This window comes from Bartonella sp. B30(2025), from assembly GCF_053793825.1.
Window position 1 is genome coordinate 806136 of record NZ_CP200034.1, and the last position, 15161, is coordinate 821296.

Below are 15161 nucleotides of genomic sequence, written 5' to 3' on the forward strand. Positions count from 1 at the left end.
TCATAAAGAACATGCTCCATGATACGCCACTTATTACAACTATCGTTGCAGGTTTAGGTTTAGCATTTTTTTTGGGAATGATCGCTAATCGTTTGCATATCTCACCGCTCGTGGGATACTTATTAGCTGGTGTTATTGTGGGCCCCAATACAGGTGGAATTAGAGTAGATTCTATTATTATTAACCAACTTGCTGAAATTGGTATAATTTTGCTTATGTTTGGTGTTGGATTGCATTTTTCATTAAAAGACCTTTTATCTGTTAAAGCTATCGCTGTTCCTGCAGCTATTGCACAGATGGCATTTTCTACTTTTTTAGGTTTTCTTTTTGGTCTGATCATGGGATGGGAGCTTAGCAGTAGCTTAGTCTTTGGTCTGGCCCTATCAACAGCAAGTACCGTTATTTTACTGCGTGCTTTACAAGAACGCCATCTTATGGAAACAGAAAAAGGACGCATTGCTGTTGGTTGGTTGATTATTGAGGATTTAGCCATGGTCCTCATACTTGTTCTTATCCCATCATTAGCAAATATCTTTGGAAACAACCCAAAAGAAGCTATTGATCCTCTTGTTCAATGGTTAAACTTAGATATTAAAGGAATTTTTGTACTCACAATCCTAAAAGTTATTATATTTATCGCTCTCATGCTGATCATTGGACGACGTGTTATTCCGTGGTTACTAAAAGTAAGTGCACAATCAGGATCACGTGAATTATTTCGTCTTAGTGTTTTTGCTATTTCACTAGGAGTAGCTTTTGGGGCAGCACATTTGTTTGGGGTTTCTCTTTCTCTTGGCGCTTTTTTTGCAGGTATGATTATGAGTGAATCAGAATTAAGTCATCGCGCTGCGGAAGAATCTTTACCGCTGCGGGATGCATTTTCTGTTCTCTTTTTTGTTTCTGTGGGAATGTTGTTTGATCCAGGAAAAATACTAACAAATTTCTTTCCGCTCTTGGCAACGCTGTTAATTATCGTATTAGGAAAATCTGTTGTTACTTTTTTCATCGTTAAAGCATTTCACTATTCTAATAAAACAGCTTTAACCATTTCTGCCAGCCTTGCTCAAATTGGAGAATTTTCTTTCATTCTTGCAGGATTAAGTTCAAGTTTTGGACTCTTAAACAATAACGCTCATGAATTAATTCTTGGAGGGGCGATTCTATCTATTTTGCTTAATCCTCTTGTTTTTCTTGTTTCTGATAGACTTAAACAATACCTAGAAAATCTGCCTGCCAATTCGGAAAACATACAAACGATCATTGATATTGATTCAAATCATTCTGACCAAGAATTTGTGCCAACGACATCAAAAACTAACCATATTGTAATTATTGGTTATGGTCGTGTTGGTAAATACGTCGCATCATCTTTAATGGACAAAGGAAAACTTGTCGTTGTAGTAGAAGAATCAAAACGTCTTTCTGATAAAGCAATTGCAGATGGTATTGAAGCAATTTGTGGAAATATCGTTGAACAAGAAATAATGGATGCAGCAAATGTGAATAACGCACAAAAAATAGTTATTACAATGCATAATACCATTGAAATAGGACAATGCATAAGAAATATACGTACTACTGAAAAAAATATTCCAATAGTTACCCATGCATCGTCTGATTCTGACATAGCATATCTCATTGATTTGGGAGCGAACATTGTAGTAACAGATGATGAAGAAATCGCAAACGGTATTATTGGATATATAACTGAACAGCGACCTTTACTTAGTAAAAACGATGACGAACCCAATTTACAAAAAACATAAATAGAAAACAAAAGCGGATAGAAAAGCATGAAAATAAAGCATTTTATATGGCCACTGATCGGTATTTTAGCAATGCTAGTGTCTATCCGCATTCTTTATATAAAACTGTCTGCCATTTCGTTTAATGATGTATTAGATCGCTTAAGCAATGTAAGTGGACAGAACTGGCTATTAGCCATTTTGTGCTCTCTTGTTGCCTATGCTGCGCTTGCCGGATATGATCGAATTGCTTTACAGCATCTAGGTCATAAGATTTCTTGGTTTTTTATCGCTATATGTTCGTTTACTACTTACGCACTTTCTCATAATATTGGCGCTTCAGTTCTTTCTGGTGCTGTCGTGCGTTATCGTGCCTATAAAACAAAAGGATTAAGTGGCACAGAAATTGCAATATTGGTCGGTTTCTGCTCTTTTACTTTCGTAATAGGTACAATCTTACTTTCCGGTATTGTTTTGATCTTGCAACCCAAAATTATCACTATTATTTATCATAATCTTCCTGCATGGCTTGGGACAATGATCGGTACAATTTTACTCAGCTTTGTAGCTCTTTATAGTTTTGGCAGCTGGCTTCAATTAAAACCTTTACGCTTGGGGAAAAAAATTCAACTTTCTTACCCACGGATAAAAATAGTCATCCAACAGCTTCTCATTAGCCCCTTAGAGCTTTTAGGAGCCGCAGGAATTATATATGCTGTACTTCCTCATAATGCTGATGTTTCTTTTATTTGTGTGCTTGGCGTTTTTCTTGCTTCCTTCACTGTTACCCTTCTTTCTAATGCTCCAGCAGGAGGCGTTGGCGTTCTTGAAGCTCTTTTTATAACAGGTATGCCCAATATAAACCCAACTGATGTTATCGTCGCGCTCATTGTATTTAGAATGCTTTACTTGATTATACCATTCATTATCTCTTTATTCGTTGTAGCAATTTTTGAATTTCGACAATATTGGAAACGAACACACCAAACACCACTTTAAATAAAGAAAGATTCACTTTCTTCCTTTTTGCGCGTGTATAAATAAGAGTATCTGTGTAAAGTTTACTTCTTCACCAAAAATCAACGTAGTGGCAATGAACATTTGATTGTATTTCTTTAATGTAGCATTCCATTTTTTAATTATTTATAATTGCTTTAATATAAAATTTGTTAAATCTAAATATATAAAAAATATACAGATGTTTTAATTTTTTTTGAAATTCTTTGCATTAACCTTCCCTATGCAGTTAATAAAAAAGAAAAAATTTTTGCAAAATGTGCATGCCTTAAAAATGACCAACGAGTGCAAATACAATCACCTTTTTTAATTAATAGCCATTTCATAAATTATTATGCGCTATTTTTTAGAACCCTTTTGTCTTATACAAATGAAGATTTCTTTTGTTTATTAATAATACTAGTTTACGCACATAAAGTGCACCATATATTTGGACATATGCAAAATAATAGCAAAATAACAAACAACCAAGATTCTTAAGTTTTCAATGCTTTCTACAGTGATCTTATAGCTTAATAACAAATTTTCTTACTTTTTTACTTATCTAAATGATTCATGTCTTCCGGATAAGTAAGTCGAGAAATAAGAACTTTAGATATATTTCGGCGATCCATCTCAACAACCTTAAAACATAAGCCATCCGTCTCAAAACTTTCGCCCTCATTTGGCAAGTAACCAAAACGCCAAAGCATAAATCCAGCTAAAGTAGTATAACGATCTGCTTCATCAACAAGATTACGTTCAAGATAGCCACTTAGACGGCGAATGTCAGCATATCCTTCAACAAGAAAGCTTCCATCTTCAAGCTGCTCTGCTATTACTGGTTCTTCATCGTCATCAGGAAAATCACCCGCAATTGCTTCAAGAATATCCGTAGGTGTTGCAACGCCTTCAAAAGATCCATGCTCATCAACGATAATTGCAAGCTGAATCGAAGAATGCCTCAACTGTTCCATCAATCGTAAAACACTTGTATTTTCATGCACCACAAGTGGTTCACGCATAGCTTTTTTCCAATTGATCTTTTTTCCTTCAGCCAAATTCAAAAGAAGATCTTTTGTTAAAGCAACACCAACAAATTCATCCACTTTTTCACGGGCAAGAATTAAACGACTGTGTTTAACTTGTTGCAATTCTTCACGCATTTCATTTTCATCGCCGTTTAAGTCTAACCATTCAATTTCATTACGTGGCGACATAATAGAACGAACAGGACGATCAGCTAAATCAAGAACACCACGAATCATTTCTTTTTCTTCTGGACGAAAAATTTCTGAAGCAGCAGCTTGTTCAGCAATAACATCTACAGTCTCACCAAGATTTCCGTCTTTTTTTCCACCCCCTAAAAGTCTCAAAACAGCATCAGCTGTTCGATTGCGTAAATCATTTGTCGTAATCATCTTTTCACGATTATGACGCCCTATTTGATTAAAAGCCTCGATGAGAACAGAGAAACCAATAGCCGCGTATAAATACCCCTTTGGAATATGAAAGCCAAAACCTTCAACAATCAAGGAAAAGCCTATCATCATCAAAAAGCCAAGACAAAGAATTACAATAGTAGGATGGCGATTAACAAAACGCATCAATGCGCCAGACCCGTACATCATCACACCCATAGCAATGATCACAGCTATATACATAACCATTACTTGTTCTTTGACAATCATACCTGTTGCAGTAATAATGCTATCAAGGGAAAACACTGCATCAAGTACAACAATTTGAATAATGACCTGCCAAAAAACAGCATAGGTAAAACCTATTTCTTTTTCGTTTGCTGCACCTTCTAATCTCTCGTGCAACTCTAATGTTCCTTTTGCCAGTAAAAAAGCCCCACCACAAATTAATATGATACTATGCCAACTAAATACAAAAGATGAGATAGAAAAAATGATTGTATCAAGATTCATAACCCATCCAATAACTGTAAGCAGGAAGAGCCGCATAACTAGTGCTAAGGCTAAGCCTATTAAGCGTGCACGATCACGCAAATGCACTGGTAATTTTTCCGCTAAAATTGCAATAAAGACAAGGTTATCTATTCCCAAAACAATTTCTAGAAAAATTAACGTAACCAAGCCAAACCACGCATAGGGATCAACGATCCACTCCATCACAGTTCACCCTTTAAGAAGATTTTGAAAAGCTTCAATGCGCGTAATTGATAAAATAAATTCATGAGCTTTCATTCGTAGAATTTATAATCATATTTAATGTAAACATTTTGAATCTCAAAGCAAAAAACCGCACGGCATCGCTTGAACATACAGTGCTATTTATAAAATTTATAAAACAGAATAGCAACCCACACCTCTTGCAACGACAAGAAGGTTTCTCTGAATTTTGCTCGGGCATTACGCTCGATAATCCTCCAACTAGAATTCCGCATAACAATCAGAACATTTATTTATTGAGATTCCTATAATGGTTCTATTTTTATATAAGATCAAGAGGGAGTATTACATTTTTAACCACACAGCCAATTTAGGTAGGATATGTGTTATTTTATACAAAAAATTATAAAACGATCTAGACATCCTCTCTTAGGAACGTTATAGAACCGCTCATTCTTGCCTTTTGAGAAATCGTGGGTGATTAGCTCAGTCGGTAGAGCAGCTGACTCTTAATCAGCGGGTCGTGGGTTCGATTCCCTCATCACCCACCAGTGAGATTATAATTTATCGTCTTTTTATTATAGAGAAACAAATCTGTTTAAATAATAGGTTTTACGTTGATTTCTTTTTTAAAAGATTTTCAGTGATCTTTTAAGGCTGTTTTTTATCTTCATGGTATTTCTGTATTTTTTTCTGCAATAAGATAACCATCAAGGTAAAAAAATATTTAGCATAAGCTTTCATTTACAATCTCTACAATCATTTTGTGCACGCCATTTATTTTTTCCGTTTAAACTAACATCAATGGCAACTCTCTATAAAAACAGATATATGTCTCTGTTTGATCTTAATGTAGTCACAGCTATATATTCGAGAAAGCACTCATTTTATGAAGTCATTCTTCTGTTTTAATATAGAAGATCCTCCACAAACCAAAAGAAGTATTGCGGACTTAAAAATTTTATCTAGATCAAGGTGATATTTCCAAACAATTTAAGGTAACATCATACACTCGCAAACATTGTATCCTGAATCCTGCAATTTACAATTAATATTCTGCAACGTATGAAATCCTGTTCGCCTGCATAAACTGGATCAAAAATTTAAAATATAATCTCATAAAGATAAACACATGGCATTTTTGAGGTTATTTGTCATCTTCTCGATTATAAATTGTCATTAACTTTTGTATTAATCTTTATCTCAAAAGGACTTTCAAAAATTGTTATAAGCTACTCATGTACATAAAAAATTCTCTTTTACACAAGTGTAATTTTTAATGATCCGTTTCTTAAGTTACGGTTATATCATTTGATAAAGCAATGACATAAAATGTAATAATCTTTTCTATTAAATTGGCTGAAACTTTTCGAATCTTTGAAACGTCATTTAAGGAAAAACAAAATCTTTCCTTTATTAAAAAACTTCTTCTTTGCTTAAATTACGCAAGAAACATGAAATTTCTCTATCATACTTTCATTCAAATAAACTTTTCATAATCATCTTTGATACTCAGTGAGGTAATCTAAAGGTAAAAATCAGAACTATTTTTATTAACATTTGCAAAAAACCGCACGCTAAGAAACAGAATATCAAATTCATTTTTATGTCTTCTTTGCAAAAATATTTATAATATAGCCACTCGTACATAAATTGCTATACGTTGCCAACATATATAATAAATCAAAATTTAATATACAAAAGAAAACTATTGAACAATTTTCTTTTGTACAATTCTAAAATATTTTCTAATGACATAATTTCATAATAATTATATTACTGCAATGTCATCCAATAAAAAATAACTCTCTCTTTATTTTTTGTTATTCCCTTAATTACAGTATATTTTTTGCTCTGTTTATTCCTAAAAACAGCCTCTACTGTATCTTGTTTCATAATTATAAAAAATAAAATATCCGCCTATATTTAAATCATTTTTATAATTTTAATTAATTTAATTACATTCAAAAATACCCATTCATTTATTCACAACTTTTTATTCAAAAAGTAAAAAAATAAATCAAAAAATTGAAAACAACTTGCTTTAGAATGATAGTGATTATAAAAATCAAAACAAATTTAACAATATATATTGGGAATTTTATAAATATGCAATTTACTGCATTTGAGTTTGAAAACTTTAGAGGAATTTCAGATCCTGTAAAAATAGATATGACAGATGGAAATCCATCTTTTCCTTTCGTTATTATCGGAGATAATGAAGCGGGAAAAACAACAATTCTTGAAGGTATTCGTTTAATCTATCGCCTTTGCTCTGGAGAGAAATTAAACGAGAATTCTATTACTTCTATACGTCCTAAAGCGCCTTATTTTAATAAGGATACTATTTTAACAGCATATCTTGCTTATGGAGAAGACGAAGAAAAAACACAGATAAAAAAACAAAATAGTTCTAAAGCAAACGCTTCAGACAATAATGAAATATTCAAAGTATCGTTTGTTTATCATTTTAGTAATAGTAAATGCTACGATCATTCCATATTAATCAATGGAAGAAAAGTACAAGAAGAAAATGAAATTCTGGAATGGATAAAAGAATCTATACCTGAAATTATCTATCATGGTGACTTTATTTGTGAAGTTCCAGATAAAATCAGATTTTTGAAAAGTACTTTTACCGATAGTTCTGGTCTTACTATTCAAGATGACGAATTTCTGAAATCAGAAAAAAACCGCCAATGGCAAGCAATTATCAATGATATTTTTATAGGGTGTTATTATAAAAATAACCATAATGACTCTTATGACAATTTAGATTGTAACATTGATTTTCAAAAAAGCATCGTTGATTACACCGATGAAGATGCTGTTCGTCAAAATTTAAGCGCTATTAATTCTTATTTAAATTCGGTCATTGGAGAAAATTGGTCAGATATCAATGGAAATGAAAAGCAATTTGATTTTTATTCTTTAGAAAGAGTCAATAATAACAATAACTGGGCTATGGATTTCCAATTGCATATTTTATCCAATAATAGATATTTTTCTTTACATGAAAAAAGCAAAGGATTTCGCTGGTTTTTTTGTTTTAAACTTCTTACTGAAATTCGTGCAAAGTCGAATAAAAATAAAAATGGGATCGTTTTTCTTTTAGATGAACCAGCAAGTCATTTACATATTGATTCACAAAAAAAAGTTCTGAGCTCTTTAAAAAATTTATTAAAATCAAGTAAAAATAAGGTGATTTATTCAACTCATTCTCCTTACCTTATTAATGAAGAAGCCCATGAAAACGTATTTTCTGTACGCAATGAGATAAAGAGCAACACTCTCCCTAGAATTGTTTGTGAAAAATTATCTGATTTAGATACGTTAACAGAAGAGAATAAAAAATCTGTTTGTCCTGTTCTTCAAGCAGAATGGATAAATTGTCTTAAACACAAAGACCAAGTTTTAAATTTTCTAAAAGAAACGAGTGATGGAATAGAATATACTACTAAAATTATTGCCTTCTTTAAATTATTTTTATAATAAAAGTTCTCTTTTATAAAGTTGATTATTTCTCTGCATTTAATGAAATAGTGATGTGTCTGTCGTCTTTTTCGTTAAGATCAGTCCATTACAGTTTTTTTCTGTGCTAAGGTAAGCTAATCATTAATATTGTTAAAGTCTTAGATTTTGTCTTTTTTGAAATAGTTTTTTGAAAATGACTATTCTTTTATTCAATTTTTAGTCCGATTTTCAGACTGTAATAATAAACTTTCAAGAACATATAGAATTCATGTAGATTGATTATTTAAGAAAGTTTATAAGGTTGGTATAAAAGTGTTCATCATTGAATTGCTCGGCATATATGCTGCTTACTTATTTTAGTTGCATATTTTTGTGGGTTTATTGCTCAAGCATACCAATCTTCTTGTATATGCAGAAATGCCTGACAAAAAAGATTTAAATGGAGTTTATTATAATAAACACTTACAGTTAAACTTCATTCAATATATAATAATTCATTTATAATATATTGTAATTAAATGATATTTTGATAAATATTTTTACACAAAATGTAATTGATAGCTTCTTTAAAACTAAGTTTTTCAGCTTTACACATCTAAAAAAGATTTGTAATCATCAATCTCATATAAAAAAAATGATATTACCATCCTTTTATTTTACATTTGAAATTATGTTTTTCAAATAGCAAGACACTTAATTATTTTCATGTGAACTATTAAATAGTTTACTGATAAAATGAAACTTTTAAGTGATTATCATTGTACTCATGACAAACCGTTATAATTTCTGCCTTAGGTTAATGATCTTAATACAAAATTCATATATAATATTTTCACAAAATCATTAATTAAGGAATCAAACTCTTAATGAATTAACGTACTACAAAATAAAGGTTAAGCATCCGTTTATATTCATTATTAAGAGATAAAATAAACAAAATTATAACATATTTTTTTGCGTAAAAACTATATCCTCTTTTCAATTTTTTTCATTTTTAGATTACATTTCTCTCTAATACATACAGTAAGTAATACACAATCTTATAAAACAAAACTGCCTAAGCATTAATGAACAAACAAAAGCTCTTACAGCCACTGAAATAAATAATCTTACTATTGCTTTCCAACGTTTTCTAGCATAACTTGCTTGAAATTATGAGAGTCACTAAAAATGTTTTTCTTCTTTGCAACCTACTCTTATTTCTGCATTCATATATAGAATGACATTTTTTAGCATAATTTTGTCTTAAAAGAATAAAGGGAATTTCCCCAAAATGGATTATAAACAAAATTTAGATAAAAATCATCGTAAAAAATTGCATCGCGGATTGGAAACTCGTCATGTACAACTTATAGCTCTCAGTGGTGCTATAGGAACAGGTCTTTTTATGGGGTCAGGAAAAACAATTCATGTTGCTGGCCCTTCAATTTTATTAGTCTATGCTATTATAGGCAGCGCCCTCTATTTTGTTATGCGCGCTATGGGAGAATTATTACTCTCTAATATGCAATATCGATCTTTTATTGATTTCTCCGCTGACATACTAGGTCCAGGAATAGGTTTTTGTATTGGCTGGACTTATTGGTTATGTTGGATTGTAACTGGAACTGCAGAGGTTATTGCCATTACAAACTATACACAATTTTGGTGGCCTTCATTTAGCCCGTGGCTTATTGTTTTCATTGCTATTATTTTCTTTTTAATGTTTAATCTTTTAGCTGTAAAACTATTTGGTGAACTCGAATTTTGGTTTGGTCTTATTAAAATCATAGCAATTTTGGCATTAATCGTTGTTGGATTTTCTATGATCCTTACCGGTTTTGTCTCTCCAAATGGAAATGTTGCTTCTTTAAAACATATTTGGAACAATGGAGATATCTTTCCTCGAGGGATCACAGGTTTCTTTGCTGGATTTCAAATTGCCATCTTTGCTTTTGTTGGTGTAGAATTGGCTGGAACGGCTGCTGCTGAAGTCAAAGAGCCTAAAATAATTTTACCAAAAGTAATTAACGCGATCCCTATTCGTATTATGCTATTTTATCTACTTTCTCTTGTTGTAATTATGTCAGTTACACCTTGGGAACAGATTAGTCCAGATAAAAGCCCATTTGTTGCTATGTTTTGGCTTGCTGGCGTCCCTATAGCTGCTAGCTTGGTCAATTTTGTTGTCCTTACATCAGCCGCATCTTCTGCTAATAGTGGCATTTTTTCTACCAGCCGCATGGTATATGGGCTTGCAACTAAACAAGGTGCTCCTAGTATTTTTGCAAAACTTTCCAAAAACCATGTTCCAGCCAATGCACTTATCTTTTCTTGCTTATGCATTTTATTAGGATATACGATTTCATCGTTGTCTCCAAACATCATATATGCTTTTACGGTTGTGACCACCATTGCAGCAATCTTATTCATATTTGTATGGTCTATAATTTTGATTAGCTATATCACTTATCGTCGCAATCGTCCTATGCAACATGCTGCATCTATCTACAAAATGCCAGGAGGCACTATTATGTGTTGGATTATTTTAGCCTTCTTTGCTTTCATTATCTTTTTGTTGACGTTAGAGCCTGATACTTTAATAGCATTAAAATACACCCCATTATGGTTTATTTTTTTAGGGATCATATATTTTATATTTGGAAAAAGAAACTTTTTCGAAAAACAAAAATAAATCTTATACAAATAAACAAAAAGGGCAGTTTTCTGCCCCTTTTTTTTATAAAGTAATGACTATACTTTTGTATATAACTTTCATTAAAATTTAGTTGCGTTCTTTATTAACCAAAGCGTTAGACTTAATCCAAGGCATCATTGCACGAAGCTTTTCACCAACCACTTCAATGGGGTGGCTGTCATTTATGCGTCGCATGGTTTTAAAATTGGCAGCGCCAGCCTTGTATTCTTGTATCCAATTTGATGTGAATTTACCCGTTTGAATATCTTTTAAAACACGCTTCATTTCTGCTTTAGTTTTATCAGTGATCACGCGTGGACCAGATACATATTCGCCCCATTCAGCCGTATTGGAAATAGAATAATTCATGTTTGCAATACCACCCTCATAAATGAGATCAACAACCATTTTAACTTCATGTAAACACTCAAAATAAGCCATTTCTGGCGCATAACCTGCTTCCGTCAATGTCTCAAAGCCTGCGCGAATAAGCTCAACAAGTCCACCACAAAGAACAGCTTGTTCACCGAAAAGATCTGTTTCACATTCCTCTTTAAAGGTAGTTTCAATAACACCAGCACGCCCACCACCAATGGCACATGCATAAGACAGTGCTGTGTTGTGAGCATGCCCTGACGCATTTTGTGCAACAGCAATTAAACAAGGAACACCACCGCCATATTGATATTCATTACGCACAATATGTCCTGGACCTTTAGGAGCAATCATCACAACATCAACAGTTTTCTTCGCTTCAATTAAACCGAAATGAATGCTTAAACCATGTGCAAAAGCAATCGCTGCTCCCTCGCGCAAATGATCATGAATATGCTCTTTATAAATATCAGCCTGTAACTCATCAGGTGTAGCCATCATAATAAGATCCGCCCATTTTGCTGCTTCAGCAACGCTAACAACTTCAAAACCATCTGCAGCAACTTTTTTAGCTGTTTTTGACTCTGAGCGCAGAGCAATTCGCACATTTTTTACACCGGAATCTTTTAAGTTTAAAGCATGCGCACGCCCCTGAGAACCATAACCAACAATTGCCACTTTTTTTTCTTTAATTAAGTTAACGTCTGCATCACAATCATAATAAACATGCATAAAATACTTCCTTACATTTGCATTTAAGATAAATTTTAAATATTTTTACTGAATAAAAGCAAAAATTTTCCCTTATAGACTTGCGCATAATGAGTAACACAATTACTTTTTATAATAACATGGGAATTAAATAATTTTTTAAATTTGCATTTTTCGTTAAAAAACTATACTCCCCCCAATTTTTGAAAAAAAAGTAAATTTTAGCTGCAATTAAAAAAAACAACGCATTATACAAAACAGTACTGATAAAAAATATATATTTAAAAATTTTACTCTTCGTTTTGCATAATTAGCAATTGAGCTCTTAAAAAACTAAAACGCTTAATGCACAATTGAACATGAACAAGGTTCAAAAAGATAGCAAAGAAAATTATAAAAATAAACACTGTAATTTCGCGTTTTCATACAAAAATATAAAAAATCAATTTCATATATCCTGCAACAAAAACATTATTTACGCAGATTGTTTCACAGTTTTTTAATAAAACAACACTCTCAAAATTCGGCTTTTTCGTCTTCATTTAAAAGTAAAAGATTACATAAAAAGAATTAAGCGTTCTCACAATGACAGTAATCACACAAAAGCTCACAAACGAGGTCAGCAAAAAAACTTTCAATCAACACATCATCCTTAAGACAGAGATATTATTTATAAAACATATATGATAATTCTCTTACTCAAGCTGTTATAACGTTATCAAATGACATTTACAAAGTTTAAGAAAAAGCAAACTCATTATAATAACTGAAGGAAACGTTTTACAGTCGTATGCATTCCATATTCTAACGCATCAGCAATAAGCCCATGACCAATAGAAACTTCATCAAGCCACGGAATATGATTAACAAAATCTGCAAGATTAGTAATCGTTAAATCATGACCTGCATTGATCCCTAATTGCAGCTCTTTAGCTTTTTTTGCTGCTAAAATTAACTTATCCAATTCTTTATCCTGCATTGCTTTATCTTTAAACGCTCCACCATAAGGTCCAGTATAAAATTCTACGCGATCAGCACCAATTGCTTTTGCAATATCAAGATTATCTGCAATAGGATCTGCAAAAAGAGACACGCGAATTTTTTTTTCTTTTAAGCGTTGAATAATAGGCGCTAAAAACTCAGCATTATGAGCAAAGTCCCAACCATGGTCAGAGGTTGATTGCGTTGGATCATCAGGAACAAGAGTAATTTGGTCAGCATATTTTTCTGCTAAATTCAAAAATTTATCAGTTGGATAACCTTCAATATTAAACTCTGCGGTGGGAAACGTACTGTTAATCAAACTGTATATGTCTGGCAAATCAGAAAAACGAATATGCCGCTCATCTGGTCGCGGATGGACTGTTAAACCTGCTGCTCCAGCAGCAAGTGCTATATAACCAATGTTTTTGATATCTGGCCAAGGAAGATTCCGCCGATTACGCAAAACAGCTACAGCATTGAGATTAACTGAAAGTTTTACTGCCATGTCCACTCCCATTATCATACATAATTCTAAAGGCAGAAAAAAAGCAATTCCTGATAATAAAATATTTGCTTTATCGAACAATCGTCAAACACTCTGCCGCACGTGTGATTCCAGTATAAAGCCAACGCGTATACATATCACGAAATGCAAAACTTTCGTCAAATAAAACCACATTATCCCATTGAGATCCTTGTGCTTTATGGACAGTTAATGCATACCCATAATCAAAATCATCATATCTCTTTTTTAATTGCCATGAAACTTCATTATCGGGACTCTCAAATACTGCTTTTAAAAGCTTAATCTTTGTTACTCTTCGCTCATTCTCTTCTGACATCACGAGAAGACTAATACCTGGCTTAACAGTTTCCTTTTGTGAAGTCATAACTTTCCATAAAGAGCCATTCAACAACCCTTTAGCAGGATCATTACGTAGACAAACAAGTTTATCTCCAGCTTGTGGATAATCTGCCATAAATCCCTTTAGCTCACGCAAACGCTTATTATAAAGGTGGCGCGTCCTATTAATCCCAACCAAAATTTGATCAGCATCCAAAACCAATTTTTGATATACTTCTTTGCGGGTGATAACACGCGCTTTCCCATAATCGCCATAGGCAATATCACGCCCTTCACGCACATCCATAGCTAAACGAATAATCGGATTGTCGCGTGCTTGTCGGTGAATTTCTGAAAGCAAAAAATCTGGCTCACCATTAGAAAAAAAACCTCCTCCTGATATAGGAGGCAATTGTTCTGGATCCCCAAGAACAAGAATTGGTGTCCGAAAACTCATTAAATCACGTGCTAATTGTTCATCCACCATTGAACACTCATCGACAATAATGAGTTTAGCCTGTGCAGCTGCGCTCCTTCTATTCAACGCAAATGTTGGCGCAATAGACTTTTTCCCCGTAACCTCATCAGCAACTTCTTCCTCACCACGCGGACAATAAATCAAAGAGTGGATAGTGCAAGCATTACTTGCACCCTTAGAGCGTAAAACCTGTGCTGCTTTACCCGTAAATGCAGCAAATTGAACTGAACCATCAACTGTTTCCGCAAAATAGCGAGCAAGTGTTGTTTTTCCCGTTCCTGCATAGCCAAAAAGACGAAAAATGGGAGAATGTCCATCTTTTAACCAAGCAGCAACAGCTTTCAATGCCCTATCTTGTTCTGGTGACAACTGCATAGTTTATCAAAATAAGATTCGCATAAAAAGAGCAAGTGTTTTGAAAACAAAGCAACAATCAGAAAAAAGCTATGTTTTTCTTCAAAAATTCTGGACATACTGATAGTCAGGCACTCTTAGCATATAAACATAAATCGCCATATTCACGATTTTGTATAAAATACTTTTGGAATGTAAAATTTGAATCTGTACAAACTTTATATCCGCTACTTAGATAAATCCTACTTTTGTTTGAACAAAACACACTCTTCCGTAGCTAAATATGAAAAGCACAAATTAACTACGGAATCTCATTCACACAGCTTAATATCAATCTTTATTCCAATATCTTAAAAACAACAAAATAATAAAAAGGAAAATTGAA

8 protein-coding genes and 1 tRNA gene are annotated in these 15161 nt (G+C 32.9%); 5 read left to right on the forward strand and 4 right to left on the reverse strand.

The window, feature by feature from the left end; translation table 11 throughout:
• Nucleotides 1–11: 11 nt before the first annotated feature.
• Together ybaL and V4P55_RS03510 are read left to right on the forward strand one after the other, a co-directional pair.
• Nucleotides 12–1766 (forward strand): YbaL family putative K(+) efflux transporter, encoded by a 1755-nt coding sequence (gene ybaL / locus V4P55_RS03505; RefSeq protein WP_455475022.1) that lies wholly within the window; start codon nt 12–14, stop codon nt 1764–1766.
• Nucleotides 1767–1793: 27 nt separating this feature from the next.
• Complete coding sequence (locus V4P55_RS03510) at nt 1794–2744, forward strand: lysylphosphatidylglycerol synthase transmembrane domain-containing protein (RefSeq protein ID WP_455475023.1); 951 nt, start codon at nt 1794–1796, stop codon at nt 2742–2744.
• A gap of 554 nt (nt 2745–3298) precedes the next feature.
• Here V4P55_RS03510 and V4P55_RS03515 read toward each other — a convergent pair.
• The gene (locus V4P55_RS03515) at nt 3299–4879 is read right to left on the reverse strand and encodes a TerC family protein (protein WP_455475122.1); all 1581 of its coding nucleotides are present in this window, start codon (nt 4877–4879) and stop codon (nt 3299–3301) included.
• A 475-nt stretch (nt 4880–5354) separates the two neighbouring features.
• Between V4P55_RS03515 and V4P55_RS03520 the strand changes: the two genes are divergently transcribed.
• The 3 genes from V4P55_RS03520 (at nt 5355) to V4P55_RS03530 (ending at nt 11027) form a co-directional block, all read left to right on the forward strand.
• Nucleotides 5355–5430, forward strand: a tRNA-Lys gene (locus V4P55_RS03520).
• A 1558-nt stretch (nt 5431–6988) separates the two neighbouring features.
• Nucleotides 6989–8371: an AAA family ATPase gene (locus V4P55_RS03525; protein ID WP_455475024.1), complete on the forward strand. Its 1383-nt coding sequence runs from the start codon at nt 6989–6991 to the stop codon at nt 8369–8371.
• Between the two features lie 1255 nt (nt 8372–9626).
• Nucleotides 9627–11027 (forward strand): amino acid permease, encoded by a 1401-nt coding sequence (locus V4P55_RS03530; RefSeq protein WP_455475025.1) that lies wholly within the window; start codon nt 9627–9629, stop codon nt 11025–11027.
• A 90-nt stretch (nt 11028–11117) separates the two neighbouring features.
• Here the strand turns inward: V4P55_RS03530 and ilvC are convergent, their stop codons facing one another.
• The 3 genes from ilvC to V4P55_RS03545 all read right to left on the reverse strand — a co-directional run bounded on the left by ilvC (nt 11118) and on the right by V4P55_RS03545 (nt 14797).
• On the reverse strand, nt 11118–12137 hold the full coding sequence (gene ilvC, locus V4P55_RS03535; RefSeq protein WP_455475026.1) for a ketol-acid reductoisomerase: 1020 nt from the start codon (nt 12135–12137) through the stop codon (nt 11118–11120).
• Between the two features lie 736 nt (nt 12138–12873).
• Nucleotides 12874–13605, reverse strand: a complete 732-nt coding sequence (locus tag V4P55_RS03540; RefSeq protein ID WP_455475027.1) for a pyridoxine 5'-phosphate synthase — start codon at nt 13603–13605, stop codon at nt 12874–12876.
• A 70-nt stretch (nt 13606–13675) separates the two neighbouring features.
• The gene (locus V4P55_RS03545; protein WP_455475028.1) at nt 13676–14797 is read right to left on the reverse strand and encodes an ATP-dependent DNA helicase; all 1122 of its coding nucleotides are present in this window, start codon (nt 14795–14797) and stop codon (nt 13676–13678) included.
• Nucleotides 14798–15161 lie beyond the last annotated feature (364 nt).